19 protein-coding genes are annotated in these 20,443 nt (G+C 56.8%); all 19 read right to left on the reverse strand.

Features of this window, described 5'->3' with window-relative positions:
- Window positions 1–98 precede the first annotated feature (98 nt).
- Window positions 99–2,858 (reverse strand): translation initiation factor IF-2, encoded by a 2,760-nt coding sequence (gene infB, locus ACQY4Z_RS10765; RefSeq protein WP_428529108.1) that lies wholly within the window; start codon window positions 2,856–2,858, stop codon window positions 99–101.
- 29 nt (window positions 2,859–2,887) lie between these two features.
- Window positions 2,888–3,523, reverse strand: coding sequence for an RNA-binding protein (locus tag ACQY4Z_RS10770; RefSeq protein WP_428529110.1), 636 nt, complete (start codon window positions 3,521–3,523; stop codon window positions 2,888–2,890).
- A gap of 147 nt (window positions 3,524–3,670) precedes the next feature.
- Entirely contained in the window at window positions 3,671–5,323 is a 1,653-nt protein-coding gene (gene nusA, locus ACQY4Z_RS10775; RefSeq protein WP_428529112.1) for a transcription termination factor NusA, read from the reverse strand.
- A gap of 65 nt (window positions 5,324–5,388) precedes the next feature.
- Window positions 5,389–5,985: a ribosome maturation factor RimP gene (gene rimP, locus ACQY4Z_RS10780; protein ID WP_428529114.1), complete on the reverse strand. Its 597-nt coding sequence runs from the start codon at window positions 5,983–5,985 to the stop codon at window positions 5,389–5,391.
- A gap of 298 nt (window positions 5,986–6,283) precedes the next feature.
- Window positions 6,284–6,970 carry a tRNA (guanine(46)-N(7))-methyltransferase TrmB gene (trmB, locus tag ACQY4Z_RS10785; protein WP_428529116.1) on the reverse strand — a complete coding sequence of 229 codons (687 nt, stop codon included), beginning with the start codon at window positions 6,968–6,970 and terminating at the stop codon, window positions 6,284–6,286.
- Between the two features lie 73 nt (window positions 6,971–7,043).
- Window positions 7,044–8,216: a methionine adenosyltransferase gene (gene metK, locus ACQY4Z_RS10790; RefSeq protein WP_428529118.1), complete on the reverse strand. Its 1,173-nt coding sequence runs from the start codon at window positions 8,214–8,216 to the stop codon at window positions 7,044–7,046.
- Between the two features lie 111 nt (window positions 8,217–8,327).
- Entirely contained in the window at window positions 8,328–8,732 is a 405-nt protein-coding gene (locus tag ACQY4Z_RS10795; protein ID WP_094073420.1) for a helix-turn-helix domain-containing protein, read from the reverse strand.
- A gap of 193 nt (window positions 8,733–8,925) precedes the next feature.
- Entirely contained in the window at window positions 8,926–10,416 is a 1,491-nt protein-coding gene (gene lnt / locus ACQY4Z_RS10800; RefSeq protein WP_428529515.1) for an apolipoprotein N-acyltransferase, read from the reverse strand.
- 257 nt (window positions 10,417–10,673) lie between these two features.
- Window positions 10,674–11,855, reverse strand: a complete 1,182-nt coding sequence (locus tag ACQY4Z_RS10805; RefSeq protein ID WP_428529120.1) for a hemolysin family protein — start codon at window positions 11,853–11,855, stop codon at window positions 10,674–10,676.
- Between the two features lie 48 nt (window positions 11,856–11,903).
- Entirely contained in the window at window positions 11,904–12,425 is a 522-nt protein-coding gene (ybeY, locus tag ACQY4Z_RS10810; RefSeq protein WP_428529122.1) for an rRNA maturation RNase YbeY, read from the reverse strand.
- Window positions 12,426–12,435: 10 nt separating this feature from the next.
- Entirely contained in the window at window positions 12,436–13,494 is a 1,059-nt protein-coding gene (locus tag ACQY4Z_RS10815) for a PhoH family protein (RefSeq protein ID WP_428529517.1), read from the reverse strand.
- Window positions 13,495–13,568: 74 nt separating this feature from the next.
- Window positions 13,569–15,029: a tRNA (N6-isopentenyl adenosine(37)-C2)-methylthiotransferase MiaB gene (gene miaB, locus ACQY4Z_RS10820; protein ID WP_428529124.1), complete on the reverse strand. Its 1,461-nt coding sequence runs from the start codon at window positions 15,027–15,029 to the stop codon at window positions 13,569–13,571.
- Between the two features lie 125 nt (window positions 15,030–15,154).
- Complete coding sequence (locus tag ACQY4Z_RS10825) at window positions 15,155–16,021, reverse strand: lysophospholipid acyltransferase family protein (protein WP_428529126.1); 867 nt, start codon at window positions 16,019–16,021, stop codon at window positions 15,155–15,157.
- The gene (locus tag ACQY4Z_RS10830; RefSeq protein WP_428529519.1) at window positions 16,014–16,463 is read right to left on the reverse strand and encodes a Fur family transcriptional regulator; all 450 of its coding nucleotides are present in this window, start codon (window positions 16,461–16,463) and stop codon (window positions 16,014–16,016) included. The genes ACQY4Z_RS10825 and ACQY4Z_RS10830 overlap by 8 nt, the downstream gene beginning before the upstream one ends.
- A 43-nt stretch (window positions 16,464–16,506) precedes the next feature.
- Entirely contained in the window at window positions 16,507–16,995 is a 489-nt protein-coding gene (rimI, locus tag ACQY4Z_RS10835) for a ribosomal protein S18-alanine N-acetyltransferase (RefSeq protein WP_428529128.1), read from the reverse strand.
- The gene (gene tsaB, locus ACQY4Z_RS10840; RefSeq protein WP_428529130.1) at window positions 16,992–17,669 is read right to left on the reverse strand and encodes a tRNA (adenosine(37)-N6)-threonylcarbamoyltransferase complex dimerization subunit type 1 TsaB; all 678 of its coding nucleotides are present in this window, start codon (window positions 17,667–17,669) and stop codon (window positions 16,992–16,994) included. The genes rimI and tsaB overlap by 4 nt, the downstream gene beginning before the upstream one ends.
- Before the next feature lie 152 nt (window positions 17,670–17,821).
- Complete coding sequence (locus ACQY4Z_RS10845) at window positions 17,822–18,379, reverse strand: NifU family protein (RefSeq protein ID WP_008194306.1); 558 nt, start codon at window positions 18,377–18,379, stop codon at window positions 17,822–17,824.
- Between the two features lie 161 nt (window positions 18,380–18,540).
- Window positions 18,541–19,035: a universal stress protein gene (locus ACQY4Z_RS10850; RefSeq protein WP_428529521.1), complete on the reverse strand. Its 495-nt coding sequence runs from the start codon at window positions 19,033–19,035 to the stop codon at window positions 18,541–18,543.
- Between the two features lie 69 nt (window positions 19,036–19,104).
- A complete protein-coding gene (gene hslU / locus ACQY4Z_RS10855; RefSeq protein WP_428529132.1) occupies window positions 19,105–20,409 on the reverse strand; it encodes an ATP-dependent protease ATPase subunit HslU in 1,305 nt (434 codons plus the stop codon).
- Window positions 20,410–20,443 lie beyond the last annotated feature (34 nt).

Consider the following 20,443-nt stretch of genomic DNA (forward strand, 5'->3'; position numbering starts at 1 on the left):
TTCAAATCCTAACGAGCCGTCCAGGCTCCAAATGCAAGGGCGCCGGCGTGACCTTCAGGTCCCGCCGGCGCGCATCTCTGCCAATCTTTAACCGGCGATCAGAGCGAGCGCTTGATGTGCTCCACCCGGAAACACTCGATCACGTCGCCTGGACGCATGTCCTGGTACTTGGTGAAGTTCATGCCGCATTCCTGACCGGATTCGACAGACTTGACCTCGTCCTTGAAGCGCTTGAGTGTGCCCAGCTCGCCTTCGTGGATAACCACGTCGTCGCGGATGAGGCGGACTTGCGCACCGCGCTCCACAACACCTTCGGTAACCAGACAGCCTGCTACCTTGCCGACCTTGGAGATGTGGAAGATCTCTTTGATCTCCGCATTGCCAAGGAAGGTCTCGCGGCGCTCTGGAGACAGAAGACCGGACATGGCTGCCTTGATGTCGTCAACGAGATCATAGATCACATTGTAGTAGCGGATCTCGATGCCGTCGCGCTGAGCCGCTTCACGGGCCTGCTTGTTGGCACGCACGTTGAAGCCAAGGATTGGCGCCTTGGAAGCGGCAGCCAGCGTGATGTCGCTTTCCGTGATGCCGCCCACGCCGGACAACAGGATGCGTGCACCAACTTCGTCGGTCCCAAGTTCGTTCAACGCATGTGCGATGGCTTCCGCGGACCCCTGCACGTCGGCCTTGAGAACCAGCGGGAACTCCTTGCGACCAGTTTCCTGCAGACGGTTCATCATCTGCTCGAGAGAGCCACGTGAACCGGATGCAACGACAGATGCCTTTTCGCGGATCTGGCGCTGACGGTAGTCGGTGATCTCACGGGCACGAGCTTCGTTTTCAACCACTGCGACCATGTCACCGGCAGCCGGTGTTCCCTGGAAGCCGAGGACTTCAACCGGCTTCGCCGGGCCTGCTTCCTTCACCTGTTTGCCGTTTTCATCAAGCATTGCACGAACACGGCCCCACTCGGACCCGGCAACCAAAATGTCGCCCGGCTTGAGAGTACCCTTCTGCACAAGGACAGTCGCAACCGGACCACGGCCACGGTCAAGCTGTGCTTCGATGACGATGCCTTCTGCGGTCCGGTCCGGGTTGGCCTGAAGTTCGAGAACTTCGGACTGCAACAGGATCATTTCCAGAAGCTTGTCGAGGTTCTGACCGGATTTGGCCGAGACCTCAACGTCAATGACGTCGCCGCCCATAGATTCCGTAACGATTTCTTCACTTAGAAGCTCGGTACGAACCCGGTTCGGATCGGCATCCGGCTTGTCCATCTTGTTTATGGCGATGATGATCGGAACATCCGCGGCCTTGGCGTGCGCGATCGCTTCCTTGGTCTGCGGCATCACGCCATCATCGGCGGCGACCACCAGGATCACAATGTCAGTCGACTTCGCACCGCGGGCACGCATCTGGCTGAACGCCGCGTGGCCCGGAGTATCGATGAAGGTGATCTTGTTGCCGTCCTGTTCGACCTGATAGGCACCGATGTGCTGGGTAATACCACCTGCTTCACCGGTTGCCACTTTGGCCTTACGGACCGCATCCAGAAGCGACGTCTTACCGTGATCAACGTGACCCATGATGGTCACGACCGGCGGACGCGGCTGCAAGGTGCCCTCGTCATCATCCGAAGAGAAGAGACCTTCTTCAACATCCGCTTCAGAAACGCGTTTAACCGTATGGCCCATTTCTTCAGCGATGAGTTCAGCCGTGTCGGCATCGATTACATCGTTGATCTTGAGCATCTGGCCCTGCTTCATCAGAAGCTTGATCACGTCAACGGCCCGCTCCGACATACGGTTGGCGAGTTCCTGAATAGTGATCGCTTCCGGAAGGGTGACTTCACGCATGACTTTTTCGCGAACGACTTGCTGCTGACCGCGTTTCGCCTTCTCCTGGCGGCGGCGCATGGAAGCAAGTGACCGAGTGCGCTGACCGTCGTGGCCGCCGGTCGCAGCCGAAATCGTCAGCTTCGAACGACGCCGGTCATCACCGCCCTTCGGACGGGCAGGAGCCGGAGCCGGAGCCGCTTTGGGCCGTTTGACCGCACGCAGGTTTTTGTTGGCCGCTCCGCGATCATCAGCACTCGCAGCCGGACGCTCCTCCGGTTTCGCGCTGGCCGAAGCTTCCGGTGCCTTGCGGCGGCCCATGTCATTCAGATTGCGCGGTTTGCTGTCGTCGCGGCCCGGCGCTTTGCGCACTTCGCGGCGTTGAACCGGACGCTCTTCCGGCGCGGCCTTGGCAGCCGGTGCTGCCTTTGCAGCAGGCGCATCGGCCAGAGCTTTTTCAGCTTTCGGCGTTTCCGCAACCTTTGCCTGCTCGGCAGCTGCTTGCGCTTCTTCAGCTTCGCGTTTTTGGCGCTCTTCCGCCTCTGCCTTGGCGCGCGCTTCTTCTTCCAGCTTGCGCTGAGCTTCAGCGGCGGCGCGACGTTTGGCCTCTTCCTCGCGAAGCTTGGCTTCTTCGACCTCACGTTCCTTGGCCATCAGCAACGCTGCCTGACGGGCTTTAGCCTCTTCAGGGGTCAGCGTGCGCAACACATTGCCATTGCCTTTTTGCCGCTGCCCGCCACCCGGCTTGCGTCCCTGGCGGGCCGCAGGTGCGTCCGGCTTGCGCGGCGGCACTTCAGAAGGTGTGTCGAGGCGTTGCGTAACCGGTGCCGGAGCTTCAGGTTTCGGCTCCTGACCCGGCAAAACGACACGCTTGCGCTTTTTCTCCACGACGACGGCTTTCGACCGGCCATGCGAGAAGGACTGGCGAACCGTTCCTGAATCGCCACCACCGCTCTTGAGGCCAAGCGTTTTGCCACGCTCAACGCTGATTGTCTTGTCGCCTGGATTCTTCGTATCGCTCATATTGCCTTCAGTCCTGCGCAACCGCCCTGCTATGCGTTGCTCTTTTCGTCGTCTGCGACGGAATAGCCGCGAAATTGCTCCAAGTCACGTACCCGTGCCAAGAAATTTTCGCTGGCCTGCCCCGCAAGCAGTGCAGCATGTATCACATTTGACCGGCCCAATGCCAAATCCAATTGGTCCGAATTGAACAAACGGACGAATTGACACCCGTTTGCTACTTCATTTCTACCAGCAGCCACTGCCGCCAGCTTCCGTACCCCGTCTTCTGCAGCATCCGAGGCATGGATCAGTCCTGCGACGTTGTCCTGCCGCAAGGCTGCGTCAACTTTCGAATAACCGGTGATCAGCTCGCCGGCCTTGCGCGTCATGGAAAGCGCTTGAAGCGCATTCTTTTCCATGAGCGCATCAACACGCTCGGCCAATCCGGGCTCGACGTTGACTTCTGTCTTGAAGCCCCGGCCGAACACCTTCTTCCGGTCTTTCTCGGCAACAGAAACGACATCGCTCGACGCTGTTACCCACACACCGCGCCCCGGCAGAACCCTTTTCAGATCCGGAACAACCTGACCCTCTGGATCAAGCACAAACCGGATCAGCGAGCTGACGGGCTGAACCTCCCGGGTAACGGCACATTGCCGTTCGGTTGGTTCATTCTTCCTTGGCACGCTGCCACTCCTCTCGATCAACTGTGCGCCAGCGGTTCTAGCCGCGACACAAATAGCGTTGATCACTTTCAGTCTTGTTCGAGCGGTATTCACCAAGGCACTGCCGCTCTTTTGAGGCCCAAGGCCTCGCAAATCCAGCTTTCGGACTTACCCGTTCAGGATCACACCGGTCGGTGCTTCCTCAACGGCTTCCTCTTCAGCTTCGATCTCTTCCGCTTCCGCTTCCTCATCTGCCATTTGGGCAGCGAGTTCTTCTTCGGTCACCCAGCCGGCAGCCAAACGGGCTGCCATTACCATGTTTTCCGCATCAGCGCGGGAAACATCATAAGCGGAGAGCGCACCATCATAGCGCTTGGTCTCGCCATCCTTGCGCTCGGTCCAGCCAACCAGATCGTCGGCCGCGCAACCGGCAAGGTCTTCCATCGACTTGATGTCGTCTTTACCAAGGGCCACCAGCATAGCGCTTGTCAGGCCATCAATCGAGCGCAACTCGTCCGAAACGCCGAGTTCGATGCGCTCTTCATCGAGCTTTGCCTCCAGCTCGTTCAGGTAATCACGGGCACGTGCCTGAATTTCTACTGCCGTGTCGTCGTCAAAGCCTTCGATCATGGAGATCTCTTCGATCTCGACGTAGGCAACCTCTTCGACAGAAGTGAAGCCTTCGGTCGCCAACAACTGACCGACCATTTCGTCCACATTCAGGGCTTCCATGAACAGTTGAGACCGCTCCTGGAACTCCTTGCTGCGACGCTCGGATTCTTCCTGTTCTGTCATAATGTCGATCGCCCAGCCGGTCAGCTGGGATGCCAGACGCACATTTTGACCGCGGCGCCCGATCGCAAGAGACAGTTGGTCATCCGGGACGACAACTTCAATACGCTCGGCGTCTTCATCAAGCACAACCTTGGCAACTTCAGCCGGTTGCAACGCATTGACGATAAAGGTCGCGGCTTCGTCATTCCACGGAATAATGTCGATCTTCTCGCCCTGCAGCTCACCGACAACAGCCTGGACACGAGACCCCCGCATACCCACACACGCACCAACTGGATCGATGGAGCTGTCTTTCGAGATCACAGCGATCTTTGCGCGCGATCCAGGGTCACGGGCAACGGATTTGATCTCGATGACACCGTCATAGATTTCCGGAACTTCCTGGGCAAACAGCTTTGCCATGAACTGCGGATGGGTCCGGGACAGGAAAATCTGCGGACCCCGCTGTTCGCGGCGCACATCGTAAATGATGGCCCGGATGCGATCGCCCGTACGGAAGATTTCACGCGGGATCAACTCATCGCGGCGAACGATACCTTCGCCCCGGCCGAGATCGACAATAACGTTGCCGTATTCGGCCCGCTTCACGACACCGTTGATGACTTCGCCGACACGATCCTTGAATTCGTCGTACTGACGATCGCGCTCGGCTTCACGAACCTTTTGGACGATGACCTGCTTTGCAGACTGGGCGGCAATCCGGCCGAAATCCAACGGCGGCAGCGGTTCAGCGATGAAGTCACCCAAGCCGGCTTCCGGATTGCGCGCCTTGGCATCATCCAGGGATATCTCGGTGGAGACATTCTCAACGGCTTCCACGACCTGGAGCAGACGCTGCAAACGGATATCGCCGGTTTTGGGATTGATCTCTGCGCGTACTTCCGTTTCGGAGCCATAACGCGAGCGGGCCGCTTTCTGGATGGCATCTTCCATAGCGTTGATGACGATCATCCGGTCGATCGACTTTTCCCGGGCAACTGCGTCCGCAATTTGCAGCAGTTCAAGCCGGTTTGCGCTGATTGCCATAATCCACTCCTCTTGCGCCAAGGGTCGGGTCGGGCGCGTTTATCAAAGTGCCAACGAGCTCAGGCTCAGTTCGGCGTGTTATCCTGTGTCAACTCATCGGCGCTCTCGCCGCGTGCGGCCAAGGCCGCTTTTTCCGCCTGAAGAGCTGCCGTAATCAAGTCATCTGTCAAGACCAGTTTGGCTTCGCCAATATCTTCCATCGGAAGCAGGACCGTATCCGTCTCGCCTTCCGGAGCATCCGGCAAACGCATTTTGGCCGATGCGCCTTCAACGCCGAGGAGAGTTCCACGGAACCGCTTGCGGCCGTCTTGCATGACATCCATCTCGACCTTCATTTCATGACCGGCCCAGCGGTCAAAATCACCGGCACGTACGAGCGGCCGATCAATGCCGGGAGACGACACCTCAAGGTGATAGGCCCGATTGATCGGATCCTCTACGTCCAGCGCAGGTGAAACTGCCCGGCTAATTGTTTCGCAATCGTCCACGGTCATTGTGCCATCGGGACGCTCGGCCATGATCTGCAGCGTGCAACCGTTTGCCGCGCTGATCCTGGTGCGCACGAGCCGATAGCCGAGGTCTTCGATAACCGGCTCCACAATTGCCGCAACGCGGGCATCAAGCCCTTGCTCGGTGACAATTCTCGGTTCGTTGTCGCTCAATACCCGGCTCCATTCTGCCGATTCAGGGCAGTTTTTCTTCATTTGGGCATCAAACTCTGAGATGAACTCAGGCTCTGCCCGGCAAGATCGCATTTTGTTTCCGGCATGGAGTTAAGCAAAAAAGAGCGGGTCCCCGGCGGGCCCACCCTCAAGAGCTCATATAAGCCGTTTGAGATGAAACACCGGCTGTATAACGCCAAACCCCCCTCAAAGGCAAGGGGGTTGGGGCGAATGCCGGAAAAGAGTCTGCCTGCGCCAAGAAATCACCCCACCTTCGAACGACGCACCGTTGCCGGCTTCACCGCCTCACGAAGGTCAGATACCGGCCGATACGGCCCTCTCGGATCGCCTTTGCTTCGTACCGCGTACCGGGCCACGCCTCCCATGGGGTTTTCCAGTCAGACGCCGTTTCCGCAGTCCATTCAAAAGCCGCATGATCGCGGCAATGACGCAGTGTCCAATCAATGTAGGTGTCGATGTCGCTGGCAAACCGAAATTCAGATCCAGACTTCAACGCGCGGGCGTACCGGTCGAGATTTTGCGCATTGATGAAGCGTCGTTTCCAGTGACGCTTCTTTGGCCAGGGGTCAGGATAAAGCTGGTAGGCGAGATCGAGCGAAGCTTCCGGCACCCAATCCAAAACATTGACTGCATCATCGTCATAAAGTCGGACATTTTTCAGGTTTTCATCCGTCACGGCAGCAACGGCTTTTGCCATGCTTCCAACAAACGGCTCAATGCCTATGAACCCGGTTTCCGGATTGGTCCGGGCCCGGTGCAACAAATGCTCACCACCGCCGAAGCCCACCTCCAAACAGACAGATGCTACCTTTGCCTTGAAGAGGTCCTTCAAGTCGGCAGGCGGCGGCGTTGTAAGATCCAGAGAAAGCTCCGGCAGAACATCTGCCATTAGTGCTTCCCGGCGCGGGGTGAGCGGCTTGCCTTTCCGGCGGCCAAAAAAAGAACCTTCGTATCGATCATTCATTGCTTCAAACCAAATCGCCGGCCCCAAAGGCCGGCGATCTTCAATCTGGTGAGTGGACCTTGCTGGGTCCGGCTTATCCTGCAAGCGGGCGCAGTTCGTCAACCAGGTCTGTTTTTTCCCAGCTAAACCCGCCATCGGCATCAGGTTGGCGGCCAAAGTGGCCATAGGCTGCCGTGCGCTCGTAAATCGGATTGTTCAACTTGAGATGCTCACGAATCCCGCGCGGACTGAGGCCCATCACGTCCCGCAGCGCTGTTTCCAGTTTAGCTTCGTCGCACCGGCCAGTGCCGTGGAAATCGACATAAACCGACAGAGGGTCGGAAACACCAATCGCGTAGGACAACTGAATCGTACACCGGTCTGCCAAATCAGCGGCAACAACGTTCTTGGCAAGGTAGCGTGCAGCGTAGGCGGCGGACCGATCCACCTTGGTCGGGTCCTTGCCTGAGAACGCACCGCCGCCATGAGGGGCGGCACCGCCATACGTGTCCACGATGATCTTGCGGCCTGTCAGACCGGCATCGCCGTCCGGACCACCAATGACAAACGCGCCCGTCGGGTTGACGTGCCAGACAGTTTCATCAGTGACCCAACCGTCCGGAAGGGAGGACAGGATGTAAGGCTCAACGATTGTTTTCACATCGGAGGAGGTGAGCGCAGGGTCAAGATGCTGCGTCGACAGGACGATGGACGTAACACCCACCGGTTTGCCGTTTTCGTACCGGACGGTGACCTGACTTTTCGCATCCGGGCCAAGCACCGGCTCTTTACCGGACTTGCGGGCTTCTGCCAGCGTCTTAAGGATCTTGTGCGAGAAAAGGATCGGAGCAGGCATCAGCTCTTCGGTCTCGCGGCACGCGTAACCGAACATAATGCCCTGATCGCCCGCGCCCTCATCCTTGTTGCCGCCAGCATCCACGCCTTGAGCAATGTGAGCGGACTGGGCATGCAAGTGCACGGCGATATCGCAGTTTTCCCAATGGAAGCCATCCTGCTCATAGCCAATGTCTTTAACGGCCATGCGGGCAAGATGCGCAATATATTCGTTGGTGATCGTCGCGGGCCCGCGGGTCTCGCCGGCAATCACGATCCGGTTGGTCGTCGCGAGCGTTTCCGCAGCAACGCGCGCTTCCGGCATTTCTCTAAGGTAAGCATCTACAACCGCGTCGGAAATGCGGTCGCAAACCTTGTCTGGATGGCCTTCGGAGACGGATTCAGACGTGAACAGGTAATTTTGACGTGCCATTGGCGATCGTCCTTCTGGGAATGAATACAAAGAAGCGGCGATCACGATCGCCGCTTCAGGTGCCATCAATCTAAGAAGTTTGGGGCCACGTCAAGAAGATGGTTGTTTTTATTATTCATCGCCAGCGAGAGATCTGACCAGATCAACAATGCGGCGGCGAACCTTCGGGTCTTCTATGCGCACAAATGCCTTGTTGAGGGACAGGCCTTCTGACGAGGAGAGAAAATCCACGACGTAAGACGTGGGTTGCGTTTCGCCAAAGCCTTCAGCTTCTTCCGGGGTTCCAGGCGCGTCTTCAAAAAAGAAGGAAACCGGGACTTTCAGAATCGTTGCAATATGCTGCAACCGGCTAGCGCCAATCCTATTGGTACCTTTTTCGTACTTCTGAATTTGCTGGAAAGTGATGCCAAGTGCTTCGCCAAGTTTTTCTTGGCTCATTCCGAGCATCATGCGGCGCAAACGCACGCGGCTTCCAACATGGATATCGATTGGATTAGGTGATTTCTTACTGGGCATTGGCGTTATTCTTTCTAAGTCATTCGGCTTTTTTGCAGCCGATATTTTTATCCAGCGCAAACCCCATTCAGGTTCCCACAAACCCAATAGGAAGAAAGCTTGCCCGCAACTTCCCGCTTACGCCTACGTTAGCTTTCAATCAGCTATGTCACGGTTGTATCACAATTCTTTCACTCAACTCAAACAAAAAATATCAATTTAGACGGGAATTTGGGTTGTAACGATGAATACTGGCCAAAATTACAATAATGATCGAAATGATTAGTATCGGCATATCCTGAAATATACGGTAAATTGTTTCTGATTCCCGCGTAGGTAGCCGAGCATCTATCACGCCCCGCTCAAATACCGGAAGTTTAGCCACCACACGCCCTAGTCCATCTATCATGCCGGATATTCCGGTGTTGGCAGCGCGAATAGTGGGCAGGCCCGTTTCAATGGAGCGTAACCGAACTTGCGCAAAATGCTGGTACGGACCCGGCGTTTGGCCAAACCACGCGTCATTGGTTAGATTGAGCAGAAATGCCGGCCTCGGTTCCAAGCTGGCGGTCTCCGACGGGAAAATGGCCTCATAGCAAATCAGCGGCAAGAACAGGTACTTGTTCATTGCTGACAAGGGACGCCGCACGTCTCCAGCCTCAAAACCTGCACCGGGACCCGCCAGATTGCTGATACCCATTTTGTCCAACAACGGCCGGAACGGAACATATTCGCCAAACGGCACGAGGCGCACCTTGTCGTATAGCCCGCGCACAGTCCCATCATTTCCGATCAAGTAGATGCTGTTGAAATAGACTGGGCCGGATTCGCCCGGCTCTGCCCTAACAGCGCCGACCGCCAGCTCTTTGCTTTGCCCGAGCGCCGCTGAAATCCGATGCAATGCACCCGGCTCTCTCGTTAGTAAAAACGGGACCGCAGATTCTGGCCAGACCACCAGCTGCGGCACTCCAACACGCGCATTCCCGCCAAGCGGGGCTTCCGTCAGATCAAGATAGGTTTGAAAAATTTCTTCCCGCAACTCGGGCCGCCATTTGTCCTGCTGGTTGATTGACGGCTGAACGATCCGGATATCCAGACCTTCATATTCAGAACCGCCAGGCACCAAACGGTAGGAACCGTAACCGGTCATCAGAACAAGAACAGCAACTCCAAGTGCAAAAGGAAAGGCACGCGCCAGGAGCGTCCGACTGTCTGCAAACACTGCCGGGGCTGCAAAGATGCTCCACGCCAGGAAGGTCAAACCGTAAATCCCGACTAGACTTGCGGATTGAGCAAGCGTCAAACTTTCAGAAAATGCATAGCCATAAGAATTCCAGGGAAATCCGGTCAGGATCGTTCCCTTGAGCCAGTCAGCAAGCGTCATAGCCGCAGCCAGGAGCAGAACCCGCACCCGGGTGTCCCCCCAAAATGCTGCAGCAATGGCACCAGAAAGGCCGGTGAACAGAGCCAAGCCAAGCGGCATGGCGACAACGGCAAACGGCATCAGCCAGGCGAACTGCTCCGCATCCACCAGAAAAGCCGAGCCGATCCACCAAAGCCCTGAAAGGTAGTATCCGAAGCCAAACAGCCAACCGAGCGCAAACCCGGTGCGCAGCCGCTTGAACACGCTGCTTCGGTTGGTTTCCAAGGCCCCATCTAGGAGCCAAACAAATCCGGGGCAGGCCAGAAAAAGAATTGGAAACAAACCGTATGGCGGTAATGCAAACGCAGCGGCAGCACCGCATAAGAAGCAGAGTAACCGCCGGGGCCATCCCCAGGCGAGTAGAAAGGTGTTTGGAATAACGGAAAGCTTCTGAAAAAGCGGGCTCATACGGATCCGATTCGCTGCAAAAACGTGGGCAGATTTGTCTGCTTGCAGCGGGCCGGTCAACCCTTGGTGCGGCTGAACACCCTGCTGAGGGTCACCGAGCTTAGTCCATCAGGGTCCCGAGCAATCAAGTGTTAGGACGCGATTGGCCGCTGTTCATTGTTTTCTGGCGCATCTTGATCGATCTCGGACGGATCAGTTTCAGGACGTTTCAAACGGCGCCTGACCTCCGGAGGGCGAACCTCGCCGCGCCTCCGGCGGATCTTCAACCGTTTGATCCGTCTCGGATCTGCATCCACGACTTCAAACTCGTACCCTGGAACATCATCCACCAGCACAAGTTCGCCGCGCACTGGCACCCGGCCGATGGTGACATAGAGCAACCCGCCGAGGGTATCGACATCTTCAGAGATTTCCCCGTCGCTCAAGCGCGTTCCCAAAGCCTCATCGAGATCCTCCAGAGGCAGTCTCGGATCCGCGACCCAGATACCGTCACCGGCATCTGCAAGCATCGCTTCCTCGTCCTCGTCGTGCTCATCCTCAATATCGCCCACGACTTCTTCGACAAGATCTTCAAGCGAGACCAGGCCGTCCGTACCGCCATATTCGTCAATCACAAGCGCCATCTGGATCCGGCCAGCCTGCATTTTCGCCATCAGATCCGTTGCCGGCATGGAAGGCGGAACAAAAAGCAGGTTCCGAATGAGGTTTGCATCCCGGAGCGAAATCGACAAATCGACCGACGACAGATCGAGATCTGAGGAATTATGACCAGGTGTTGGCGCCACGATGGTCAAGCGTTCGGTGTCCCCGGACTGGCCGAGCGTATCTGACCCGTTTACACTCGAACCTGCCCCTTGTTCGGCTATGAAGGCCATCAGGTCCTTGATGTGAACCATGCCGCGCGGATCGTCGAGCGTATCCTCGTAAACCGGCATGCGGGAGTGCCCGCTGTTTCGGAACAGCTCCATAACCCGGCTAAGGCTCGTGCCTAGGTCGACCGCTTCTATGTCAGCCCTTGGGATCATGACATCGTCAACACGCTTTTCACGCAAACGGAGGATGTTCCCAAGGAGCATACGCTCCTCAGGCGAAAATGCCGTATCCCCCGCCCCTTCGCGGGCGAGTTCATCTTCCAAATTTTCACGCAAGTTGGATGTGTCGCGCCCCAAGCGGAGAAGCCGTTTGAGCGAGGAGAAGAATGCCGCAGGTTTCTGCGGCCTGGTCTGTTGCGGGTCTTCCCCGTCCTGCGCCGTTCCGTGCTGGGCGGAATCCGCCTCGCCACCGGAACTGTTTGGTTCAACTGCGTTCATCATCTATCGTTTCAAGACCCTAAAGCAACGGGCCATACCCCTACTGTCCCTTTAATCGCCATCGGCTTCAAGTGGCCGGCCAGCATAAGGATCATCAATACCCAAACCGGCCAATATGACCGTTTCCAAGCTTTCCATCAGTTCAGCTTCGTCTTTCTCTTGATGATCATAATCAAAAAGATGAAGCAATCCATGAACAGTGAGATGGGTAAGGTGATTGTTAAATTCAATTCCCAGTTCTTCTGCTTCTTTGGCCACTGTCTCATAGCCAAAAACTATGTCGCCGAGTAGAGGGCCGAACACATCTTCATGGGGGTCGCTGCCGGGAAAGGACAAGACATTGGTCGGTTTGTCCTTGTCCCGCCACTGATGATTCAGTTTGCGGATCCCTTCATCATTTGTGAAGAGCAGTGACACCTCGGTTTCTTCCAGAACTTCCAGATCCGCGCCTTTAATTCCAGCAGCTATCGCGGTTTGCGCCAGTTTGATCAACGCGGCCTCATCCGGCCAGTCACCGGCCTCCACGGCGATATCAATCAAAACCTCTTCAGGCGCATGTTCAGCTTCGGTCACACAAGCCCCTTCAGGATGCGGCAGCGCTGCTGCGCGGCCGGCGATCCTGATCTTCGCTTTCGCCTTGGCGGGCCGCAAACTGGCGTTCACGTGCCTGTGCTTCTTCGCGCGAAGCATTATCGTAAGCCGTAACAATCCGGCCGACCAACTCATGGCGAACAACATCGGTTTCGTTGAACCGGATATGTGCAACCGCAGGAATATCGGTCAGCAGACCCAGAGCTTCGCGCAAGCCGGATTTCTGGCCCGAGGGCAAGTCGATCTGGCTCGGGTCGCCGGTCACGATCATCTTTGATCCCTCGCCCAGCCGGGTCAGAAACATTTTCATTTGCATCGACGTCGTGTTCTGCGCTTCATCGAGCAAAACAACGGCGTTAGACAAAGTACGCCCGCGCATGAACGCAAGTGGCGCGACCTCGATCATTCCGGATTGCAGTCCGCGATCAACTTTTTCAGCCGGCATCATTTCATAAAGCGCGTCATAAATCGGCCGGAGATACGGGTCGACCTTGTCTTTCATTTCTCCAGGCAGGAAGCCCAGACGCTCACCGGCCTCAACTGCAGGCCGGGACAGGATCAAACGCGCTACATCACCGCGTTCCAACAGCGCAGCCGCATAAGCAACCGCGAGGAACGTCTTACCAGTTCCAGCCGGGCCGGTACCGAAAATCAGATCCGCCCGATCCATGGACCGGATATAGGCATCCTGTGTTGGCGTGCGCGCAACGATGGTTTTCCGGCGCGTCGCGATTTGTGCAAACGCCAACCGAGATTTCGGCTCAAGTGTCGGCAATGGAAGCTGGGCTTCGTTGGTCGCCGCCATGCGCAAGGCCCCATCGACATCGCCTGGATGAATTTCCTGTCCTTGCAACAAGCGCTGATAAAGGGCTTCCAAAGCCGCCCGGGCTTGGGCACAGCCGGCTTGCGACCCCTTCAGCGTCACCTGATTGCCGCGGGCAATCGCGTCCACGCCGAGGCGTTGCTCAATTAAGGCAAGGTTCTGATCGAACTGGCCAAACAGATCGCCGATCAAACGGTTATCTTCAAAAGCGAGAACGATGTGGGTCATGTCGGAAGCCGAAGCGGCTTCATCAGCAAGCCTGCGGGAAGAAGATTGGCTGTCGCGCGTCAAATGACGTCTCCTTAGGCGGCCGGGGCCGGTATGGCACCGGATCCATCAGCAGCATCTTGCCCCGCAATCAGCCGTCCGAACAGCGAATTGCTTCCGATCTCAACGATTTCCACCGCTTGTACACTGCCGATCATAGACTCTGGTGCATCCAGCTGGACCGGCTGTAACCACGGAGACTTGCCAACAAGCTGTCCCGGGTTTCGGCCCTTCTTTTCCAAAAGCACCTCGCAGGTCATCCCTTTACGGGATGCATTGAAGGCTTTTTGTTGCTCGCTCAGAAGCGCTTGGAGTTCCTGCAGGCGCGCAGATTTGACGTCTTCCGGCACCTGATCTTCCATGGTCGCCCCAGGTGTGCCGGGGCGCTGGCTGTATTTGAACGAGAAGGCAGAGCCATATTCGACACGGCGGATCAGATCCATCGTGTCTTCAAAATCCTGATCCGTTTCGCCCGGGAAACCGACAATGAAGTCGCCGGAAAGGGCAATATCGGGCGCTGCTTCCCGAATCCGGTCGATCAGTCGGAAATACTCATCCCGCGTGTGCTTGCGGTTCATAGCCTTCAAGATCTTGTCAGACCCGGACTGCACCGGCAGATGAAGATAGGGCATCAGGCTCTTCAGTTCCCGGTGTGCTTCAATCAGATCATCGTCCATGTCGCGCGGGTGGCTGGTCGTGTAGCGGAGCCGATCCAGCCCATCGATTTCCGACAAGCGGCGCAAAAGCTTGCCCAACCCCCAGGTTGACCCATCCGCAGCTTCGCCGTGATAGGCATTGACGTTCTGGCCAAGCAGGGTCACCTCCCGCACACCAGAGGCTGCCATGCGCTGAGCTTCGGTAACGATCTGTTCCACGGACCGGGAGACTTCGGCACCGCGGGTATAAGGAACGACGCAGAAGGTACAGAACTTGTCGCAGCCTTCTTGAACTGTCAGGAATGCGGCCGGCGGGCGTCTCATGATCGGCTTTTCAGCCCGCTCAGACAAATGGTCAAACTTCGCGTCGATGTCGAACTCTGTTTCGACAACTTTCTGGCCTTGGCGCGCCTTGTCCAAAAGCGAGGGCAGCTGATGGTAGCTCTGCGGACCAACGACCATGTCGACGATCGGTGCCCGGCGAGAGATTTCCTCGCCTTCCGCCTGTGCCACACAGCCGGCCACACCAACCATCATGTCCTTGCCGGCTTTCGCCCGTTCTTCCTTGACCTTGCGGATCCGCCCAAGCTCTGAATAGACCTTTTCAGCGGCCTTTTCCCGGATGTGGCAGGTGTTCAGAATGACCAGATCGGCCTCTTCCATGTCTTCTGTCGTGGAATAGCCCTGTGGTGCCAGCACATCGGTCATGCGCTCACTGTCATAGACATTCATCTGGCAGCCGTAGGTGCGCACAAAAACCTTGCGCGTATTGTCACCTGATACGGTCTTTGTTTCCGCGGCTGCGGAGGTGTCCAGTTCTACTTCCGGGCGGCTCGTCATTCGCTCCTCATGGTCCCTTTGGGACGGACGGCATATCTCGTGGTGATCGTGCTTTTGGGCGAGGCTCTAGCCCACACCTGTGTCTGCCCGCGTTTAATCACGTCTAAGGCAGGCTGCACCTCAATTCAGGCGCCAGCTTTAGCGGTTTTTTCTTCATTTGAGAAGAACTCAGGAGCATCGATTTCATCGGAATCGAACCGTTCGACCGGTTTTTGGCGCAAGGCAGCCATGGTCAGGGCGCGCACCTCCCGCTCCAACTGCAGAGTCAGAGCTTTCCGGTCCGTTGCAGGATCGACCCGGACAGGCTCTCCCCATTGGACGGCAACATCGAGAGCACCATGCTTAAAGATGCCCCAAAGATGACCCGCAAGCTCCATATCCCCGTACCAGGCGACGTGCGGACGGTGCACACGCCCCATCGGCATTCCGAACAAGCCCTGATACGCTATCGACAACGGTTGGACCCAAACAGTAGTGTCTTGATCATTCCCCGCCGCCCGCGTTGCGGCCCCCAAGAGAGCCGAGCGGAACGGCAAAACGCAATTGCCGTCATTGGATGTCCCTTCCGCAAAGAGCACCATGGCATCGCCCTCTGCCATACGGCCTGCAATCGTGTCTGCGACTTCTGCCGTCTGCGACCGCCGTGTCCGATTGACGAAAACCGTTCTCTGAAGCTTTGCAAAGAGACCAAAGACCGGCCAGCCGGAAACTTCCGACTTGGCGATAAAGGACAGTGGCATCAAAGAACCGACAACGGTGATGTCCACCCAGGAAGCATGGTTGGCGGTAATCAACAAAGGACGCTCTGCCGCAGGCTGCCCTTCTTGGTGAATGCGAATACCAACGAGGCCGGTTGCAATCCTATGCCAGAGGTAAGGAAGGTGTTTCTGAATTGGGAGATTTAGCTTCACTGCAACCCATTGCAGTGGAATCAAGATCAGCGAGACGACCGTTAACACGAGGATCGTCAAAACCGCCTTGATTTCAGCCATCCGTGTCCCCGCCTTTTTTCGGATCGATCGGAACGCCATAAAGTTCCAATCGGTGATCCACCAGCTTGTAGCCCAGCTTCTTGGCAATGAATTCCTGCAAGGCCTCAATTTCCTCGTTCCGGAACTCAATCACCTGTCCGCTGCGCAGATCAATCAGATGGTCATGATGCTCATCCGGCACAGTTTCATAACGGGAACGGCCATCTCGAAAATCATGGCGCTCAACCATGCCAGCATCTTCAAAAAGTTTTACGGTGCGATAGACCGTAGAGATGGAGATTTTTGGATCAATCGCAACAGATCGGCGATAGAGTTCCTCTACGTCCGGATGCTCCTCGGAGGCCTGCTCGATCACGGAGGCAATCACGCGGCGCTGTTCGGTCATGCGCATGCCTTTTTGGACACAAAGTTCCGCCAGCGATGGTGTCCGCTCGTCCGTCATAAACTCCAATTGCCTTCCGCTTCCGGTTGGATCTCAAAGCGCTCTAACCAAGATCGACGCGCATGACAAGCGCTGTCCCGTCTCCTCCACTGTCGCTGTAGTATCCTTTTCGTTGGCCAACTTCCCGGAATCCAAGGGAGCGGTAGAGCAAAATGGCGGCTTCGTTTGCCGAGTCCACTTCCAGAAACAAGCTCTTGCACCGCTCACCATAGAGGCGGAACAATCCGGCCTCCATCAGCTTCTTTCCAATGCCGCGACCACGCTGGCGCGGATGTACAGCGATCGTGATGACTTCCGCTTCATCCGCGACTATTCTGAGGATCAAGAAGCCAAGTGGCCCTTGCGTTCCGTAAGGGCTGGCCCGCCGCGCGACCAGAATGGACGTTCCGGATTGCGCTTTCATACGGGCAAGCTCTTCCACGTCCCAGGCATGTTTGAATGAAGCTGCGTGGATTTCGGCGACCTTCAGCAGATCTTCGTCCAGCGCCTCTTCAACGACCGGCGGCTGGCTCCAGAACCACCAAAAACTCATTGCCGTTCAATCCTTCCCTTCGTCTGCGGCGTCGCATCCGGCGGCCGCAAATACAATGGGGAGGGAGACGCCCCTCGCGGATCCGTAATGAGACCAAGCTCGGCGACGGCCCGTATTCCTGGATACCCGCACCTGGAAACCACACGGGTGTTTTCCGCTCCCACTGCATCGTCAACACGGTCTGCCGCCGAACCGGCAAATCTTATGTCCTCAGGCAGTGTCCTTGCAAGATCTGACAGGGTTTGGACACCGGCAAAGTCAAGTGGTTCGCCATCGTGAGAAAAGAGCTGACAATAAACTTCGTCGCCTTTTCCGGTGAGGGCCACAAGGATCGGAGGTCCGTTGTCGCCAGGCGCACAGGACCGTGCGATCGCCGCCAAAGTGGTGACACCGACGACCGGCTTTTCCAGAACCAGGCCGAAGCCGCGGGCAACAGCCAACCCGACCCGAAGACCGGTGAAACTTCCCGGTCCGACTGTGACGGCAACGCGGTCGAGATCGGAAAAGGCCGTCGAGCTCTCAGCCATCACTGTTCCGATCATGTCCATGAGCTTTTCCGCATGGCCGCGGCCGATTTCCTCGCCGCAGGTTTCGAAACATGCTGAGGAGGTGCCATCGTCAAGAACGGCGGCAGCGCAATTGGCCAGTGCTGTATCGATTGCCAGAACACGCATGATAACTTGCCACTACCCCGGCTGCTTCGCAGAGTCGAGCCGGGCTTTGGATCTAGGTCCAATGGGGGGCTTGAAACCCACAGAGAAATACCAGCGGGAATAAAAAGGCCCGGCAAGCAGGCCGGGCCAATAAAACAATGCGGAAATTCGCTTCAGATTGGACGCACTTCCTCAACTTCCGGCACAAAGTGGCGCAAAAGATTCTGAATGCCGTGCTGAAGCGTTGCGGTCGAAGACGGGCATCCAGCACAGGCACCGCGCATGGAAAGGTAGACGATCCCTTCCTTGAAGCCCTTGAATGTGATGTCGCCGCCGTCCTGTGCGACAGCAGGACGCACCCGGGTTTCGAGCAGCTCTTTGATGGTCGCGACAGTTTCCTGATCGCCTTCCTCAAAGAACTCGCCTTCTTCGATGTCTTCGCTTTCACCAGCATTCATGACCGGCTGGCCGGACATAAACTGCTCCATGATAACCCCGAGAATTGCCGGCTTCATGTGCTGCCAGTCCGTATCATCCTTGGTTACGGTCACAAAATCATGGCCAAAGAAAACGGCTGCAACGCCCGGCACATCAAATAGCTTCTCCGCAAGCGGAGATGCGCCGGCATCGGCTTTGGACCGGAAATCATACGTTCCTTCCGGCAGGACAACCCGGCCTGGAAGAAACTTGAGGGTTGCCGGATTCGGTGTGGCTTCGGTTTGAATGAACATGTTTTCCGTCCTTGCGCTGTCCGCGCTGTGTCACCTGTGCGCCCAATTTGGCAAACGTGCTTGCGGCCTCTCCATCATCGCAAAACACCGATAGGATCTTCTAGCCGATCCTGCGTCAGTTTGGAACTGTTAAAAACTAGATAGGTTTTCGCCGCTGGGGATCAAGCCAGAGCCGCGATGGAATCATCATCCAGATTGCCCGGAACAATCGTCACCGGGATTGGAAAGGTTCCAGCGGACTTTCCAGCAATCGAGGAAACCAATGGTCCGGGACCATCCGCATTTGTGCTCGCCGCCAAAACCAAGATGGCAATGTCGGCGTCGGCTTCAATCAGTTCGAGGATTTCCTCACTCATAGTGCCTTCACGGACAACCGTTTCCGGTTCCGTACGGGCGACCGAGCGCACCCGTTGTGCAGCCTTTGCCAGGGTGGCTTCTGCCTCCTGGTGCGCTTCGGCACGCATTATGTCCTCGACACCCAGCCAATGCTGGAAGTCTCCGCGTGCGATGATGAACAGCAATGTGACCACACCACTGGTGCGCGCCGCCCGCTTGGCTGCATAGACAATTGCGCGATCACATTCCGGGGTGTCATCGACCACCACCAGAAATTTCCGGCGGTGACCTTCTTCGTTACTTTTTCGAATTGCTACCATGACCGCATGCTGCCACTGGTCCCGGCAAGCCGCAAGCGGCGAATTCGCCACGCGCGCTGCCAGACCGAATTACAGAATAAACTTGGACAGATCGACGTTCTTCGCCAGATCGCCAATGTTCTCGCGAACGAACTCTGCCGTGATTTCGACCTCTTCTCCCGACCGGTCCGGTGCGGTGAAGGAGATTTCATCCAGAATTCGTTCCATGACGGTCTGCAAACGCCGGGCCCCGATATTCTCAACCGATCCGTTCAGATCCACCGCAACTGAAGCGATTTCCTCAATGGAATCCTCGGCAAAGGACAGTGTCAGTCCCTCGGTTTTCATCAGGGCAACATATTGCTTGATCAAGCTCGCTTCAGGCTCGGTCAGGATCGCCCGGAAATCTTCCTTGGTCAGTGCCCGCAACTCAACCCGGATCGGCAGGCGGCCCTGCAATTCCGGCAAAAGATCCGAGGGCTTTGCAACATGGAACGCGCCAGACGCAATGAACAGAATGTGGTCGGTGCGCACCGGGCCGTGTTTGGTCGACACGACCGTGCCTTCGATGAGCGGCAGGAGATCGCGCTGAACACCCTCGCGGGAGACATCCCCACCGGCGCGGCCCTCCCGAGCGCAGATCTTGTCGATCTCATCGAGAAAAACGATGCCCGAATTCTCTACAAGCGAGATGGCTTCCTCGACGATCTTGTCTTCATCCAGAAGCTTGTCGGATTCCGCATTCACCAAAAGCTGATGAGAATCGCGCACACTTGTCCGCTTCGTTTTCGTTTGGCCGCCAAACGCCTTGCCGAGCAGATCCGAGACGTTCATTACACCGACGCTCGCCCCCGGCATGCCCGGCAAATCAAAGCTTGGCATTTGTGCCTGTGCCGGCACTTCAACCTCAATTTCCTTGTCGTCCATTTCACCGTCACGGAGCTTGGTGCGAAAGCTCTCCCGGGTGGCCGGGCTGGCATTTGAACCAACAAGCGCGTCCAGTACGCGCTCCTCCGCCAACACATGGGCCTTGGCTTTCACGGATTCCCGTTTTTCCTCGCGCACAAGCGAGATACCGGCTTCCACAAGGTCACGGACGATCTGCTCAACGTCCCGGCCCACGTAGCCAACTTCGGTGAACTTGGTGGCCTCAACCTTGGTAAAGGGAGCCCGTGCCAGTTTCGCCAAACGCCGGGAGATCTCTGTTTTGCCGACACCGGTCGGGCCGATCATGAGAATGTTCTTTGGCAGAACCTCTTCGCGCATCTGACCCTCAAGCTGCTGCCGGCGCCAGCGGTTGCGCAGGGCAATTGCCACCGCCCGTTTGGCGTCCTTCTGGCCAACGATGTAGCGATCGAGTTCAGATACAATTTCACGCGGAGAAAAATCAGTCATTCAGGGGTTTCACTCGCACAGAAGTAGATGGTCA

This window comes from Roseibium sp. (genome assembly GCF_965276855.1).
Classification (GTDB): Bacteria; Pseudomonadota; Alphaproteobacteria; order Rhizobiales; family Stappiaceae; genus Roseibium.

Coding starts and splice junctions, on each gene's coding strand:
- infB (WP_428529108.1), bottom strand. CDS start 2,858: ATGAGCGATACGAAGAATCCAGGCGACAAGACAATCAGCGTTGAGCGT.
- nusA (WP_428529112.1), bottom strand. CDS start 5,323: ATGGCAATCAGCGCAAACCGGCTTGAACTGCTGCAAATTGCGGACGCA.
- trmB (WP_428529116.1), bottom strand. CDS start 6,970: ATGAATGATCGATACGAAGGTTCTTTTTTTGGCCGCCGGAAAGGCAAG.
- metK (WP_428529118.1), bottom strand. CDS start 8,216: ATGGCACGTCAAAATTACCTGTTCACGTCTGAATCCGTCTCCGAAGGC.
- ACQY4Z_RS10795 (WP_094073420.1), bottom strand. CDS start 8,732: ATGCCCAGTAAGAAATCACCTAATCCAATCGATATCCATGTTGGAAGC.
- ACQY4Z_RS10805 (WP_428529120.1), bottom strand. CDS start 11,855: ATGATGAACGCAGTTGAACCAAACAGTTCCGGTGGCGAGGCGGATTCC.
- ACQY4Z_RS10815 (WP_428529517.1), bottom strand. CDS start 13,494: ATGACCCACATCGTTCTCGCTTTTGAAGATAACCGTTTGATCGGCGAT.
- miaB (WP_428529124.1), bottom strand. CDS start 15,029: ATGACGAGCCGCCCGGAAGTAGAACTGGACACCTCCGCAGCCGCGGAA.
- ACQY4Z_RS10825 (WP_428529126.1), bottom strand. CDS start 16,021: ATGGCTGAAATCAAGGCGGTTTTGACGATCCTCGTGTTAACGGTCGTC.
- ACQY4Z_RS10830 (WP_428529519.1), bottom strand. CDS start 16,463: ATGACGGACGAGCGGACACCATCGCTGGCGGAACTTTGTGTCCAAAAA.
- rimI (WP_428529128.1), bottom strand. CDS start 16,995: ATGAGTTTTTGGTGGTTCTGGAGCCAGCCGCCGGTCGTTGAAGAGGCG.
- tsaB (WP_428529130.1), bottom strand. CDS start 17,669: ATGCGTGTTCTGGCAATCGATACAGCACTGGCCAATTGCGCTGCCGCC.
- ACQY4Z_RS10845 (WP_008194306.1), bottom strand. CDS start 18,379: ATGTTCATTCAAACCGAAGCCACACCGAATCCGGCAACCCTCAAGTTT.
- ACQY4Z_RS10850 (WP_428529521.1), bottom strand. CDS start 19,035: ATGGTAGCAATTCGAAAAAGTAACGAAGAAGGTCACCGCCGGAAATTT.
- hslU (WP_428529132.1), bottom strand. CDS start 20,409: ATGACTGATTTTTCTCCGCGTGAAATTGTATCTGAACTCGATCGCTAC.